Below are 14,229 nucleotides of genomic sequence, written 5' to 3'. Positions count from 1 at the left end.
ATAGACTTAACTCATGATTACTTCAGCACAATTACGCGGCGCGCGCGCCATGCTCGGACTGACGGCGGAAGCGCTCGCCAGCGAGAGCAAGCTCCCGGTTTCGACGATCGAAGCACTTGAAACAGGGAGCGGTTCGCCGGACATGAGGGCGCTTGCGACGGTTCGCTCCATCCTCGAAAGCCGCGGCGTCCTTTTCCTTGCCGGCGGCAGCGACGGGACGGGCGGTCCCGGCATACGCTTCAAGCACTGGTCGGAAAATGATGGCATTCGGCCGGAAAACCTGAATGCCACCAATGATGATTAACGGCTAAAGCGCAATCGCCAGGCGTCGCTCCCTGCGCTTTAGATCGTCGGTCCTTCACATGTGTTGCCGCAAAATCGCTGCGCCGTTTTACGCACCTTGCTTCGGGCTTGCCAGCTTCCAGCCCTTGACAAGTTCTTCGGGCGCCGACAAGACAGCAGGCAGGATGTAGCGTTCGGTGTCGTTGGCAGGCTCCCTGCCCTCGACGACCGCGCTAACAGGCAGGCCATGCCCGAAACCGTTCAGCGTTATGAGCTCAAGGATCGTGTGGCCGTAACTGTCGCGCCACTCGCGCCGCTCGCCGCCTTCGAAAAGACGCAGCCGACCCTTTGTGCGCGGACGCTCGCGTGCGGCCAGCCATTGCGCGACGGAGGCCTCGGCATTGGCAAAGGACACGACCTCATCCTCATCGCCATGCCAGATGGAGACGACCGGATAACGAGTGGCTTCAGGAGATACTTCGCGAACGAGCTCTCCCCATTTTTCGGCCGGGCGGGTGGAGCCGCGCTTCATGACATCAAGCGCCGACATGGCATCGCGGGCAGCGCCGAAAGGCAGGCCGCCGATAATGGCGCCTGCGGCAAACAGCTCCGGATAGGTTGCGAGCAATGCGGCTGCCAACGCGCCGCCGGCCGACAGGCCCATGACGAAGATCCTGCCGTCGTCGATCGCATGGAGGCGACGGCTGAAATCGATCATTTCTCTGATGGAGCCGAGCTCGCCGCGGTCACGGGTTACCAGGCTTGGGCGAAACCAGTTGAAACACAGGTTGGGGTTGTTCGATGCCTTTTGCTCAGCATAGAGCACGGCAAAGCCATGCTTGCGGGCGAGCGCCGTCCAGCCGCTGGCGCCATCGAAATCCTCGGCGTTCTGATGACAGCCGTGCAGGACAACGACGAGCGGCATCGGGCCTTTCACGCCCGGCGGCACATATTCGAGCATGCGCAGATTGCCGGGATTGCGACCGAACCACAAAACTTCCGTCAGTTGCTGCGGCGCCGGCCGCGTCGAAACGCGACGGCGCGACGGCTGAGACAGCGGCTGCGTCATCGGAAATTTGAGCTGCGGCAGCTCGACGGAATCAACGAGCAAGCGGCGAAGCCGGCTCGGAACTTTAAAATTCATCATGGACCTTTCTATCCACGCCAGCCACGGTCGGATTTTGCTCCGCTGCGGGAAGGCGCGCACTGTTCCTTTCCAGAATCAGTGACATCGAGAAATCGAATCTCTTTGTGCAACGCAGCAAATATAGGGAGGCCGGCCTGCTTCGAACAGGCACAAAGCATCATTGCTGCTATGTGAAATCAGCTTAAATCGATTAGATTTCCGACGACAAAAAAACGCAGCTGTGTCAGAAATAAGCCCGTGCAAGCGCAAGGAGCTTTGCGTCGTCCTTCACGCCCTGGCGATAAAGCTGAATGATCAAGGCCCCGAGGCGCTCGGCTTCAGGGCTGCGCGGGTTCATGCTGCGATCCTTGCAAACGGTGTCCAGCACCTTCTCAAGGCGATCCAGATCCTCTGAAAACAGAGGGAGATCTCGTGGGTGGATAGGAGTGTCCAGCATTTGCGTGTCTCGTCGTCCGTCGGGTAGAAGCACGCGGTACTTCGCCGGCACCCGTTTTGCTCCCGACGACAGGTCTGGACTATGCGCTTCGCGTACAAGGTTGGCAAGGAAGCATTTCCGCCCGACGCATTTCTGATTCGCAAATTATGCGGCAAATTCACTCAAGAATACAATTTTAAGTTAGCGCATCCCCAAATCTTTATCCACATCTGCGATAAGCGGAAAAACAGAGGCACGATGATGACCAGATTTCTTATCCGCACCGCTCTCGGCCTGATGCTTGCAGGCATAGCCCTGCCGGCCGTCGCGCAGAATTTTTCAAACCTGCCGCTGCGCAATCCCCGCCAGCCGCCCGAAGGATATATTTCCGTCCAATCCGGAATATCGATCTCCTATCCGGTCGCCGACGGCGACAGCGAGGAACAGCAGGAGAAGGCCTTGAAATCCTTCTACAAGGTCGCCGCGAGCAGTTGCGCTACCCTGCTCGACACCATCGCCGACGCCTGCGAGATCAGCGCCATGTCGAGCAATAGCTCGGTCAACAATCTCGACAATCGCGGCACGAGACTTTCCATCAATGGACAGGTGACGATGTCGGTGAAACTGAAGCCGCCGGCAGCGGCAGCGAAGTAGTCCTCCCCTATCGCAGTTCATGATCTCTGCCGAAGCCAACGGATCGGTAAGAAATGGCGGCGATAATCCCCCTCGCAATCGAGGGACGATACCATGGCGAAAGCGAAACGACGCACGCGGCGCAAGCCGCAGTCCAAGGCGGGCAATTCGATGTGGCTGTGGGGCGTTGTCGGCCTGGCGACGATAGCCGGGATCTACGCCTATCAGCATCGCAAGGACGTGCCGTCAATGTTGGCCCATGCCGGCGCAGTCGCCGGCATGCCGCATATGGCCGGAGAAGCGCCTGTGCCGGCGGCAAAGCCGCAGGTAAGAACGGCGGCAATCACTCCGGAACCGCGCGCGACATCGGCCCTTCCGGTGCCGCCCGCCGCCATTCCCGTCGCGATGCCGGTCAACAAGATACCGGTCGAGCGGCCCATACCCAGCCTGCGAGCCCAGTCCGGCGGTCGCTTCGTGCTTTGCGGCGCCGGCTCAGGAACGAATTGCGTGGTTGACGGCAACACCTTCTGGCAGGACGGCATCCGAATCCAATTGGCCGACATCGATGTGCCGGATGCCGGGACTGCGCGCTGCCCTGGCGAAAAACAGAGAGGCATGGCCGCGAAACTGCGCCTGCAGGCCATCCTCAACGATGGAAGCTTTGTGCTTTCCGGCAGCAGCCGCCGCGATGATCCGGATGGCGGCAAGCTGCGAATCGCCATGCGCGCGGGGCGCTCGATCGGCGACCAGATGGTCTCCGAAGGACTGGCACGCCGCTGGACCGGCCAGGCGTCATCCTGGTGTAGCTGATTTTCAGAAATTCGATTGGGAGTTCAAGGAGATAAATGGTCGGGGCGACTGGACTCGAACCAGCGACCCCTTGACCCCCAGTCAAGTGCGCTACCGGGCTGCGCTACGCCCCGACCTGCCGAAACGGCTTGTTTCGTTTAGTGTTTAGCGTTTCCAGACGCAAGCGAAAAGTAGCGGCCCGCCCAGAAAAAGTTGCCGTTCAGCGGCAGGCCTGCCTCGGTCCGTGGCTTGGCTGATAGGTGTTGTCCGAGGCGCGGTAGGAGCGATAGCGGCTTGCGCAGTCGCGCGCGTGGCCGTCGTAATAGCTTTGCGAGCCCTGCCTGTTGAACAACGTGCCGGTCACGAAGGATTTGAAGAGCAGTCCGCTGCCCGAATCGTCGTCATAATAGCTATCGGAGCCGTGCAACCGGTGGCCGCTGCCCCAGCGATTGTGATGATGCCAATGGCCGTGGCCGTGATCGCGAACCTGGATGATGTCCGACTGTACGGTTGCAGGCACGGTCAGGGTCGGCATGGTGATGGCGCTCGCCGGCATGGTCGCGCCCGCCGCCAGCAAAAGACCAAAGCCTGCGGCAGTTATCGATCTGGCAATCGTAAACATATGCGACTCCTTCGAAATCCGTCGGCGTCGTCAAGTAAATCAGCACGGAAACCTTGCTGCCGAGCGCGCCGTCATTATCTGTATATAGTGATTTGAATCCACACTCATAGATGCCCTTCCGCCTTTATTGTGCGACTGATTTCGCAGGGCGGTTAGGGCGTGGAAAGTCAAGGCAATGAAGCCCTTCCTAGCTCTTATGATCTGCGCACCGCTGCTTGCCGCATGCAACACAACCGAAACGGTGCAGCCCATTCCGGGCAGCATCACCTATGGCGGCCAGCCGCATATGAAACTGACGCTATCGCCCCCCGGCTCGCAATTCCAGCACCACTTCACCAATCAGTGGGGCGAGGATGTCGTGGAGACCTACATTATCCAGCCGGACCGGAGTCTAAAACTCGTCAATCGCGAGGTAATGACTCCGGAGGATTAGAGCATGTCCGGGAAAAGTGCGCGGTGATTTTCCGTCCGGAACGCGCAGAGGAACGATAGGATAGATTTCGCTATCCGAGAACAGCGGCACTGCTCTGTTGGTCTCTCCAATAGAACTCCGTCGGTAAAAGCCGACGGAGGATAGTGCGGGACGGATAAAGGATCGTGTTTACCAGCAACGATAGCAGCGGCGATAGTAGGGGCGGCCGTAGTAGCCGCGATGATGGCGATTGTCGCTGACGGCAGCTCCGACCAGAACGCCGCCGATGATGCCGGCCGCGGCCAGCCCGGCAGCCTGATTTTCAGCCTGTTGCGCCTGGACGCGATTTGCCTGATAGGTCGCGCCGACGCAGCGATTGTAGCGCTGCGTGCCGGGGCGAAGGCCCTGCGACTGGCACGTCATTTCGGCATTCATCGCAGATTCCTGCGGCGTCTGACAGCTCGATAGAATGGTTGAAATAGCGACGAGGCTCGCCGCCATTGTGGCACGTATGCGCATGTTCCCTCCGGCAATTTAAGATACAACCCCGAGGAAACGAAATACAGCCAAAGGTAAGCCTTAGCAAGCTAGGCTTATCAAGCTAGGCGCGAAAATCCGTCAAACAATGACAAAACCGCACGCAAGGATAGCATCGTGCTTAACAGGCGGATAGCATCCTAGCGCAAAATGAAAAGGCCCCGCGTAATCGCGAGGCCTTCGCATCCGATTTGAATGCCTGCAGCCTGTCAAAGCTGCAGGCCCCGTCTTTGATCAGAAGTTCCGCTCGAAACGGAGAATGCCCGCGACCGTATCATCCTTGATGTAGTCGTAATGCACATAGCTAAGTTCCGGCTCGACCAGGAAATCCTTGACCGGATAGATCTTGAGGTTGGTGGTTGCCTCGAAGATCTTCGACTCCGTATAGGCAAGCTGCAGGTTCCACTTCAGCTTGTCGTTGATCGGAACGCCAACGCCACCCCACAACGCCCAGTCGCCCCAGCCGCATTTGCCTGGATTGACGGCACCGCTCGACGTCGTGCAAGCCGAGATATCCTGGTTCGTGCCCGCATATTTGTTCAGCTTGTCACCGTCCGTATTCCAGCCACCCATCAGGAAAGCCTCCACGCCGCCAAACTTGGCGTCGAGACGAGCCTTGATGGCTCCCTGCTCAACGATGGAGTCATAGCCGCCGATGATCTTGATGCCCCAGTTATCGGTCTTGTAACCGGCACCGGCAACGACGTCGGGAGCATAGTGGTTGGATTTGTCGTCCGTCCACCAGCCGGCACCGTAAGAGGCCTCACCGTCGGAGGTGGAGTTGCTGTCTTCCAGCGAGATCACAGCCGAGAAGCCGTTGCCGGCATCGTAGTTGTAGGTCAACTGGTTCAATTCATACGGACCGTCATAGATCACGTCGTCGTTGATGACGTCGCCGGCATAGCCGACGTAAAGATTGAATTGAGAATCGAGTTTGCCGACCGTGAAGCCCGCAAGGCTGATATTGGCAAACAGAAGCTTGGGGGACGTTGCGCCCCCATCGTTCCACTCCCAGCGGAAGATGGTGTTGGTCTTCAGCGGACCGTATTCCGTATCGGTCGCCGTATCGACGTTCAGCTCGACGCGTTCGTGCCAGAGCGTGCCGACCTTGCTGTTGGGGTTGTAGGCATCATACCACTCGCCTTCGGTGCGAACTTTTCCGCCAATCTTGAGGCAGGTTTCCGTACCGGGAATATAGAAATAGCCTGTTCCGTATCCATCGCAGATACGGACATATTCAAGCGGTTCAGGTTCGGCGGCTACTATAGCGTCAGCGGCATGGGCAGCGCTCGCTGCGGCAATGGCAGCGGCGGAGCCAAGAAGAAGGCTCTTGATGTTCATGGTGTCTCCATTCGACTATCCGTCAGAGATGGAGTCTCCCGGCAGACAATAGCTTGCCCCTCCATAGCCTGACTGTTCCCCTCACACAGGGCGAAGCAAATAAGCTTCGCCGTCAAACTGAACCCGTGATGTTGTTACAGCAAATTAATAAGGCTGCCGAACTAATTTTTACAACGCAAAAGAGTAGCTGCGTGATAAAAATATCACTCACTTGCAGCAACAAGACGCATGGCGATACACATCCAATACATGCGCTATACCGGATAATACGCACTGTAGTTGCGTATTCGCAAAACACAATATACTCCCACAGCAATCGCTACCGTGGCGAGGATGGCGCTATCGCACCTGATCGAGCAGGCGCTTGCATTCCAAAAGGTCGTAGAGCGTCTCCTGGAGCAATGCGCGATCTTCCTTGCCGACACTCGATTTCCCGATGGAAACGTCCGGCACCCCATCATCGCCGCTGACGAAATTGAAGAAGCGGCGGCTGATCGGCGCCTTGGCGCGGCCAACGATCTGATCTTCCTCGGAATTGGCGGAGCTGACGCGAGGCTCGGCCGTGGCGGGTTCCTGCGCAGCGGCAAGTGCCTCCACGCTGGCAAGATCACCATGCCCGACAGCGATGACGAACTTGTTGCCGTTGGTCTTCAGAAGCTTCTGGACACCCTTGATGGTATAGCCATGATCATAGAGAAGATGGCGGATACCGTTCAGCAGATCGACATCATCGGGTCGATAGTAACGCCTGCCACCGCCCCGCTTCATCGGCTTTATCTGCGGAAACCTGGTCTCCCAGAACCGTAGGACATGCTGCGGCAGGTCAAGGTCTTCCGCGACTTCGCTGATCGTGCGAAATGCATCCGGGCTCTTGTCCATCATCATACTCCCACACTGCGCATGCGGTGCCGTTTAGCCGGATCACACAAAAGCGGATGCCGGCATTCGTACCGCTCCGTGATACGACTCACCATATTTCAACGGTTTGGCGGCGGAAATTCAAGTCACATATTCAGCCGCTGCACAGGCTTGCGATAAATCCGCAAGGAAGCGCCCTAAAGCGACCGCACGACAAGGCGTGCGGTCAAACGAAAATGGAAATCTCGAAGATGGATCAGGAGGCAGGATTTGCCGGCTTGGCCTTCGCCTTGCGGCTCGCATGCGCTTTCAGAATGCGGGTCTTGAGGACGTTCGACGCCTTGAAAGTCATGACGCGCCGCGGAGAGATCGGCACTTCCTCGCCGGTCTTCGGATTGCGGCCAATCCGCTCATTTTTGTCACGGACCTGAAACGTCGCGAACGAGGAGAGCTTTACGGTTTCCCCACGCACGATGGCGTTGCAAATCTCATCGATCACAGTCTCGACGAGTTCTGCCGACTCTGTTCGGGAGAGACCGACTTTCCGGAATACCGACTCGGCCAGGTCTGCGCGCGTCACTGTCTTGCCCGTCATAGCTCCCCGCCCATATTGCTGCTTAATCTTCTTCAATTTTCGCGAGACTATTGCCGTTGCGCCAAACGGTCAAGCTCTTGTTAGGAACGGCTTTTAGAGATGTGGCGCTACCAGCGTAGCAAGACCGCGCCCCAGGTGAAGCCACCGCCCATGGCCTCCAGCATCACGAGATCGCCCTTCTTGATTCGTCCGTCACCGGCGGCAACGGCAAGCGCGAGGGGAATGGATGCTGCCGACGTGTTGCCGTGAAGGTCCACGGTAACCACAACCTTCTCTGGAGCGATTCCGAGCTTCTTGGCGGAGCCGTCGATGATGCGACGATTGGCCTGATGCGGCACCAGCCAGTCGAGATCGTCGGGCGTGGTATCAGTCGCATCGAAGGCGGCCTGGATGACATCGGTAATCATGCCGACGGCATGCTTGAACACTTCACGGCCCGCCATATGCAAAACGCCGACCGTTCCCGTCGTAGACGGGCCACCGTCGACATAGAGCTTGTCCTTGTGCGCGCCATCGGAACGCAGGCTTGCCGAGAGTATGCCACGGTCCGTATTGGCGCCGCTCCCCTCAGCTACCTCGAGAATCAACGCGCCGGCGCCATCGCCGAAGAGGACGCAGGTCGTGCGGTCGGTCCAATCGAGAATGCGGGAAAACGTCTCGGCGCCGATCACGAGGACGCGCTTGGCAAGGCCGCCGCGAATATAGGCGTCAGCCGTGGTCACAGCATAGACGAATCCGGTGCAGACGGCCTGAACGTCGAAGGCAAAGCCATGATGCATGCCGAGCCGGTTCTGGATGTTGACCGCGGTTGCCGGAAAGGTGTTATCCGGCGTCGAGGTGGCGACGATGATCAAATCGAGATCATCGGGCGTCAACCCGGCATTGGCAAGCGCGGCGCGCGCCGCCCGTTCGCCAAGCGACGCGGTGGTTTCGTCTGCGCTGGCAATGTGTCGCTGGCGGATACCCGTACGCTGGACGATCCAATCGTCGCTGGTATCGACAACCTGCTCCATCTCGGCATTGGTCATGACGCGTTTGGGGAGCGCCGCCCCGAAGCCGCGAACAACTGAACGGATCATTCTGCTTGTACCCCGTCTCTCATGCCGCTTCCGGCCCGATCGGGGGCAGCCGTTTGGCATGATATCTTTTCAGATCGTTTTCGATTTTCTGCGTGAGCCCATTCTTGGCCATATCATAGCCAACATCAATGGCAGCTGCGAAGGCTTCGGCATTGGCGCCACCATGGCTCTTGATGACGATACCGTTGAGACCGAGAAAGACGCCGCCGTTGACCTTGCTGGGATCGAGTTTTTCGCGCAGCAAATCGAAGGCACCCTTGGCAAGGACATAACCGATGCGCGCCAGCAAAGTGCGCGACATGGCGGCGCGCAGATAAGTGCCGATCTGCTTTGCCGTTCCTTCCGCCGTCTTCAGCGCGATATTGCCGGAAAAGCCTTCCGTGACCACGACGTCGACGGTGCCTTTGCCGATATCGTCGCCCTCAACGAAGCCGGAATAGTCAAGCGATTCGAGATTGGCTTCCCGAATGAGACGGCCGGCGTCCTTGACGTCTTCCTGGCCCTTGATTTCCTCAACGCCGACGTTCAGCAGGCCGACAGTCGGGCGCTCGATCTCGAAGAGCGCGCGCGCCATGGCGCCGCCCATAAGGGCGAAATCGAGCAATTGCTGCGCATCGGCGCCGATCGTGGCGCCGACATCGAGCACGATGCTCTCGCCGCGCAACGTCGGCCAGATCGCCGCGATTGCCGGACGTTCGATATTGGCCATGGTGCGGAGACAGAATTTCGCCATCGCCATCAGCGCGCCGGTATTGCCGGCTGATACGACGACATCGGCCTCGCCCGTCTTCACCGCTTCGATCGAACGCCACATGCTGGAGACGTAGCGGCCGCGGCGAAGCGCCTGGCTCGGCTTCTCATCCATGCTGATGGCAATTTCACATTCGTGAAAGACCGACTTTTCGCGAAGCTTGGGATGTTTGGCGAGGACCGCTTCACAGCGATCCTTCTGTCCGTACATGATGAATGTTATATCGGGATGCCTATCCAGCGCCTTGGCCGCGCCGGGAACAACAACCTCAGGGCCGAAGTCGCCACCCATTAGGTCAAGAGAAATTCTGATCACGCGTCCCTAGTCCTTTTTCTCCGCCGCGACCGGCGAATTTGGCGTCAAAATACCGTTTTCTCCCCCGGTTACAACTGAATTGTGCTCGAATGGCACCGGGGCCTATTCCTTTTTCCAGTCTTTCAGAACGGCGAAGGGCGAAGGCTTCCTGTCGCTCTCGCCGGTGTCCTCTATATGCCCTTCGAACTCGATACCGGGCTTGCGCGGATAGGGATCGATGGCAAGTGCCGCAAATTCCGCAACGACAGCGCCGGCATCGATCGTATCGCCGGTAAAGGTCTCCGGAAGATCCGGACCATCGGGATCAAGTACCATTTCTCCGGCATCCATCGAGGGCGCACGCGCCAATTTGGAATCCTCGGGCACGAAGATGTGCTCGAAGTCCTCGTCGATATCAGATTCGACCGGCTCGAGTGTGACAACGCAAGCCTGAACGATCCTGGCCTTCACATTGCCCTTGATGCGCACGCCGTCACGCTTCCAGCGCGAAATCTTGAGATCGGCTTCGAGCTTGCCGACCGAGAGAACATCCCAGAGGGTAGCAAGCCCGGCAAGCTCACGATCATCGGCCTCGACATGGACGTCTACCGGATTGGCGGAGATATGCCCCACCTTCACCGGATAGGAAAATGGCGTTTCAGCGGAGTCGTGTCTTTTCATTCTTATCTCCTAACCGGCCCTTTGGCCGACCTTATCTGGCAATGGCAGCGTCGCCGAGCCCGTGGCGATCTGATTTTCGGTTACGGTCGTCAGATGCGCTTCCGCAATCATCATCCAATCGGCCAACAAGCGCATGGATGCCGTGTCTTCATTCGCTTTGGGATAAATGTTGCGCTGTAGCGCCGTGGCAAGCGCGGCGCGATCATCGCCATCCATGGCACCCGCGTAGCTTTCGAGCCGCCCATAGAACATACCGGCAAGCTTCTTCATGCGCTTCGGTACGCTGTTGTCGCCGATCCCGAGTTCGCGGATCGAATAATCGATATCCTCGAAGAAGGCATCCACGATTTCCTGCGCCAGTTCCTGGCCGCTCGTCACCGAAGAGCGTGTACGGCGGAAGAACAGGATCATCATTACCGACAGCAATTCGAAACGCCCCATCACGGTATCGGGCACATCGTAATCGGTGTAGAAAACCGGCTGCCGCGCCATTGATGTCAGGACCTCATACTGCCTGACGACGATGATCTGATTGTGATTTCTTTTGCGGAAGAGCCCAAAAATCATGAAAATACCCGGAATTGGCTCACTCGGAGCGCGCCGATTTTGCTTGGCCTTGTTGCATCCACGCAAAAGCTGGTTTACCGAAGCAGGCGCGAATTGCAATGCCGTTTGTGCCCGCTTCGAGGCTCCTGCCCTTAACCGTCGTCACGTTGTGCATGATCGGTGACGAAGAGTGCCGAACAACATGATTGTGCGCTTTTCCATCGCGGAAAGGCCACAATGATGTGAATAGCAAGGTCATATCGGCCACTCGGCCATCGGATTGATTCATTAGGGGAGATGAGATGTCGTTGACCAGACGGTATTTCAAGTCTGACATTACTTTCAGCAGCACCGCCGCCATCGCCCTGGTGATCGCGACCTTGGGACTTTCAGGTTGCAAGACCAGTGAGGTCATGAACAACGGCTATATCTTCGATCCGCAGTCGCTGGCACTTGCGCCGGTCGGCTCCAGCCGCGAGCAGGTTCTGCTCTCGCTCGGCACGCCTTCGACCACCGCGACCTTCGACGGCGAAGTCTTCTACTATATTTCCCAGAAGCGCACGCGCGCCGTCGCCTTCATGAAGCCGAAACTGGTCGACCAGAACATTCTGGCGATCTATTTCGACAAGGACGGCATCGTGAAGCAGGAAGCCAACTACACGCTGAAGGATGGCAAGGTCTTCGACATGATCGGCCGCACCACGCCGACAGGCGGCCGCGACATCACCTTCCTGCAACAGATTCTGCAGGGCGGCGCCGCCGGCGGCGTCAATGGTGCGAGGAACTTCCTCAACAACCTCAATCCCGGCCAATAAGCCAGGAAGGCATGCCAAAGAAAAACCCGCGAAGCATTTCGCTCCGCGGGTTTTCTTTATGTGTTCGTTTTGCTTCGGTTAGAGCGGATGATTTCAGGTCGAGCCGACCTAAAATCTATATCCGCTCCACAGTTTTCGGCACCATGCTCTATCCGGCAAGGACAGCCAGCAGCAGCAGAGCGACGATATTGGTGATCTTGATCGCCGGATTGACGGCCGGACCAGCAGTATCCTTGTAGGGATCGCCGACGGTATCGCCGGTCACCGAGGCCTTGTGAGCCTCCGATCCCTTCATATGGCGCGTGCCGTCCTTGTCGACGAAACCGTCTTCGAAGCTCTTCTTGGCATTATCCCACGCACCGCCGCCAGACGTCATCGAAATGGCGACGAAAAGGCCATTGATGATCACGCCGAGCAGCGAAGCGCCGAGGGCGGCGAAAGCCGAAGCCTTGGAACCGGAGAGCAGCAGTACGCCGAAATAGACCACGATCGGCGCAAGCACAGGCAGCAGCGACGGAATGATCATTTCGCGAATGGCGGCCTTGGTCAGCAGATCGACGGCGCGGCCGTAGTCGGGACGTTCCGTGCCCTGCATGATGCCGGGCTTTTCACGAAACTGCTTGCGCACCTCCTCGACGATCGCGCTCGCCGCCCGGCCGACGGCCGTCATGGCGATGCCGCCGAAGAGATAGGGGATGAGGCCGCCGAACAGCAGACCGGCAACGACATACGGGTTCGAAAGCTCGAACGAGATCGTCCCCACATTTGCAAAGTATGGATACTTGTCGCCGTGAGCGGCAAAGTATTGCAGGTCGTTCGAATAGGCCGCGAACAGAACCAGCGCGCCGAGACCGGCCGAACCAATGGCGTAACCCTTGGTGACGGCCTTGGTGGTATTGCCGACCGCGTCGAGTGCATCGGTGGATTTGCGCACTTCCGGCGGAAGATGCGACATTTCCGCGATGCCGCCGGCATTGTCGGTGACGGGGCCGAAGGCGTCTAGCGCGACGATCATGCCGGCAAGGCCCAGCATGGCGGTGACGGCAATGCCTGTGCCGAACAGGCCGCCGAGCTGATAGGTGGCGATGATGCCGCCGACGATGACGATTGCCGGCAGAGCCGTCGATTCGAGCGAAACGGCAAGGCCCTGGATGACGTTGGTGCCGTGACCGGTCACCGATGCCTGGGCGATGGAATTGACCGGCCGCTTGTTCGTGCCGGTGTAGTATTCGGTAATGACGACGATCAGCGCCGTCACGATAAGGCCGACGATGCCGCAGGCAAAAAGCTTCGTGCCGGTGATGTCGAAGCCGGCGACGGTACCGATAGAGCCCCAGCCGATCGTCAGCGAAGTGGCGGCAGCCAAACCGACGATCGACAAAACGCCCGTCGCGATGAGGCCCTTGTAGAGAGCGCCCATGATCGAGCCATTCGCACCGAGCTTCACGAAGAAAGTGCCGATGATCGAGGTGATGATGCAGGCGCCGCAGATCGCCAGCGGATAGATCATGGTCGAACCAAGGAGCGGCGAACCGGCGAAGAAGATCGCCGCAAGGACCATCGTCGCGACAACGGACACCGCATAGGTCTCGAACAGGTCGGCGGCCATGCCGGCGCAATCGCCGACATTGTCGCCGACGTTGTCGGCAATGGTGGCGGGGTTACGCGGATCGTCTTCCGGGATGCCGGCCTCCACCTTGCCGACGAGGTCGCCGCCGACGTCGGCGCCCTTGGTGAAGATGCCGCCGCCGAGACGGGCGAAAATCGAAATCAGCGAAGCGCCGAAACCAAGCGAGACCAGCGCGTCGATCACGTCACGCGAACCTGCTTCATGACCCAGAATGCCGGTCAGGATATAGAAATAGATGGAGACGCCGAGTAGGGCCAGACCTGCAACCAGCATGCCTGTAATGGCGCCCGACTTGAAGGCGATGTCGAGGCCTGCGGACAGGCTCTGCGACGAGGCTTGCGCGGTGCGGACATTGGCGCGCACGGAAACATGCATGCCGATGAAACCTGCGGCGCCTGAGAGGATTGCGCCGATCAGGAAGCCGAAAGCGGCTTCGGACGACAAGAGAAGCCACGCGACGATGAAAACAACGATCCCGACGATGGCAATGGTTCTGTACTGGCGCGCCAGATAGGCCTGCGCTCCTTCACGAATATAACCGGCAATCTCTTGCATGCGGGCGTTGCCCTGATCGGCGGCGAGCACCGACCGGGTTGCCCATACGGCATAAATCACCGAGAGCAGTCCGCATGCGATCACTCCTAAAAGAATCGACATTTCGCTTTTTCCCTCCAAAAAAGCCGGCGGTTCACTCCATCCCCCGGCCGCCTGCGACAACCGTCGCCCCCTCCTCCAGGGGATCGGCTGCTGTGCAGTTGCGAGATTGCTGTTGGGAAAACGTCGCGTCAAGACCGCCCGCAGG

General features: G+C 58.7%; 18 protein-coding genes and 1 tRNA gene. 5 read left to right on the top strand and 14 right to left on the bottom strand.

The window, feature by feature from the left end; genetic code table 11:
• Window positions 1-13 precede the first annotated feature (13 nt).
• Window positions 14-304, top strand: a complete 291-nt coding sequence (locus ACIQWP_RS14970) for a helix-turn-helix domain-containing protein (RefSeq protein WP_402788446.1) — start codon at window positions 14-16, stop codon at window positions 302-304.
• A gap of 87 nt (window positions 305-391) precedes the next feature.
• Here the strand turns inward: ACIQWP_RS14970 and ACIQWP_RS14965 are convergent, their stop codons facing one another.
• Both ACIQWP_RS14965 and ACIQWP_RS14960 read right to left on the bottom strand, forming a co-directional pair.
• Window positions 392-1,429 (bottom strand): alpha/beta hydrolase family esterase, encoded by a 1,038-nt coding sequence (locus ACIQWP_RS14965; protein ID WP_402788444.1) that lies wholly within the window; start codon window positions 1,427-1,429, stop codon window positions 392-394.
• Window positions 1,430-1,652: 223 nt separating this feature from the next.
• Complete coding sequence (locus tag ACIQWP_RS14960) at window positions 1,653-1,865, bottom strand: hypothetical protein (RefSeq protein ID WP_402788442.1); 213 nt, start codon at window positions 1,863-1,865, stop codon at window positions 1,653-1,655.
• A gap of 240 nt (window positions 1,866-2,105) precedes the next feature.
• Here ACIQWP_RS14960 and ACIQWP_RS14955 point away from each other — a divergent pair, with 240 nt between their 5' ends.
• Together ACIQWP_RS14955 and ACIQWP_RS14950 are read left to right on the top strand one after the other, a co-directional pair.
• Window positions 2,106-2,498: a hypothetical protein gene (locus tag ACIQWP_RS14955; protein WP_402788440.1), complete on the top strand. Its 393-nt coding sequence runs from the start codon at window positions 2,106-2,108 to the stop codon at window positions 2,496-2,498.
• 93 nt (window positions 2,499-2,591) lie between these two features.
• The gene (locus ACIQWP_RS14950; protein ID WP_402788438.1) at window positions 2,592-3,287 is read left to right on the top strand and encodes a thermonuclease family protein; all 696 of its coding nucleotides are present in this window, start codon (window positions 2,592-2,594) and stop codon (window positions 3,285-3,287) included.
• 36 nt (window positions 3,288-3,323) lie between these two features.
• Here ACIQWP_RS14950 and ACIQWP_RS14945 read toward each other — a convergent pair.
• Window positions 3,324-3,400: transfer RNA gene (locus tag ACIQWP_RS14945), tRNA-Pro, on the bottom strand.
• A gap of 86 nt (window positions 3,401-3,486) precedes the next feature.
• Window positions 3,487-3,888, bottom strand: coding sequence for a BA14K family protein (locus ACIQWP_RS14940; protein ID WP_402788436.1), 402 nt, complete (start codon window positions 3,886-3,888; stop codon window positions 3,487-3,489).
• 175 nt (window positions 3,889-4,063) lie between these two features.
• Between ACIQWP_RS14940 and ACIQWP_RS14935 the strand changes: the two genes are divergently transcribed.
• Complete coding sequence (locus tag ACIQWP_RS14935; RefSeq protein WP_402788434.1) at window positions 4,064-4,321, top strand: hypothetical protein; 258 nt, start codon at window positions 4,064-4,066, stop codon at window positions 4,319-4,321.
• 168 nt (window positions 4,322-4,489) lie between these two features.
• Here ACIQWP_RS14935 and ACIQWP_RS14930 read toward each other — a convergent pair whose 3' ends face one another.
• From ACIQWP_RS14930 to ACIQWP_RS14890, 9 genes are all read right to left on the bottom strand, one after another.
• On the bottom strand, window positions 4,490-4,819 hold the full coding sequence (locus ACIQWP_RS14930; RefSeq protein ID WP_402788432.1) for a hypothetical protein: 330 nt from the start codon (window positions 4,817-4,819) through the stop codon (window positions 4,490-4,492).
• Between the two features lie 252 nt (window positions 4,820-5,071).
• Complete coding sequence (locus ACIQWP_RS14925) at window positions 5,072-6,178, bottom strand: porin (protein ID WP_402788430.1); 1,107 nt, start codon at window positions 6,176-6,178, stop codon at window positions 5,072-5,074.
• A gap of 339 nt (window positions 6,179-6,517) precedes the next feature.
• The gene (locus tag ACIQWP_RS14920) at window positions 6,518-7,063 is read right to left on the bottom strand and encodes a MerR family transcriptional regulator (RefSeq protein WP_402788428.1); all 546 of its coding nucleotides are present in this window, start codon (window positions 7,061-7,063) and stop codon (window positions 6,518-6,520) included.
• 229 nt (window positions 7,064-7,292) lie between these two features.
• Complete coding sequence (locus ACIQWP_RS14915) at window positions 7,293-7,631, bottom strand: integration host factor subunit alpha (RefSeq protein ID WP_112797246.1); 339 nt, start codon at window positions 7,629-7,631, stop codon at window positions 7,293-7,295.
• Window positions 7,632-7,738: 107 nt separating this feature from the next.
• Entirely contained in the window at window positions 7,739-8,710 is a 972-nt protein-coding gene (locus tag ACIQWP_RS14910) for a beta-ketoacyl-ACP synthase III (RefSeq protein WP_402788425.1), read from the bottom strand.
• Between the two features lie 19 nt (window positions 8,711-8,729).
• Window positions 8,730-9,776 (bottom strand): phosphate acyltransferase PlsX, encoded by a 1,047-nt coding sequence (plsX, locus tag ACIQWP_RS14905; RefSeq protein ID WP_402788423.1) that lies wholly within the window; start codon window positions 9,774-9,776, stop codon window positions 8,730-8,732.
• A gap of 102 nt (window positions 9,777-9,878) precedes the next feature.
• Entirely contained in the window at window positions 9,879-10,436 is a 558-nt protein-coding gene (locus tag ACIQWP_RS14900) for a YceD family protein (protein ID WP_402788421.1), read from the bottom strand.
• Between the two features lie 9 nt (window positions 10,437-10,445).
• Window positions 10,446-11,003, bottom strand: a complete 558-nt coding sequence (locus ACIQWP_RS14895; protein WP_402788419.1) for a ubiquinol-cytochrome C chaperone family protein — start codon at window positions 11,001-11,003, stop codon at window positions 10,446-10,448.
• Window positions 11,004-11,022: 19 nt separating this feature from the next.
• Window positions 11,023-11,397, bottom strand: a complete 375-nt coding sequence (locus ACIQWP_RS14890; protein WP_402788751.1) for a hypothetical protein — start codon at window positions 11,395-11,397, stop codon at window positions 11,023-11,025.
• Between ACIQWP_RS14890 and ACIQWP_RS14885 the strand changes: the two genes are divergently transcribed.
• The gene (locus ACIQWP_RS14885) at window positions 11,285-11,797 is read left to right on the top strand and encodes an outer membrane protein assembly factor BamE (protein ID WP_402788417.1); all 513 of its coding nucleotides are present in this window, start codon (window positions 11,285-11,287) and stop codon (window positions 11,795-11,797) included. The genes ACIQWP_RS14890 and ACIQWP_RS14885 overlap by 113 nt on opposite strands.
• 148 nt (window positions 11,798-11,945) lie before the next feature.
• Here ACIQWP_RS14885 and ACIQWP_RS14880 read toward each other — a convergent pair whose 3' ends face one another.
• Window positions 11,946-14,084, bottom strand: a complete 2,139-nt coding sequence (locus ACIQWP_RS14880; protein WP_402788415.1) for a sodium-translocating pyrophosphatase — start codon at window positions 14,082-14,084, stop codon at window positions 11,946-11,948.
• Window positions 14,085-14,229: the final 145 nt, after the last annotated feature.

Origin of the sequence: Rhizobium sp. NPDC090279 (assembly GCF_044769665.1) — a bacterium.
Lineage (GTDB): Bacteria > Pseudomonadota > Alphaproteobacteria > Rhizobiales > Rhizobiaceae > Rhizobium.
The sequence above is the reverse complement of the archived record's forward strand: the minus strand, read 5'-3'. Positions and strand labels throughout refer to the sequence as shown.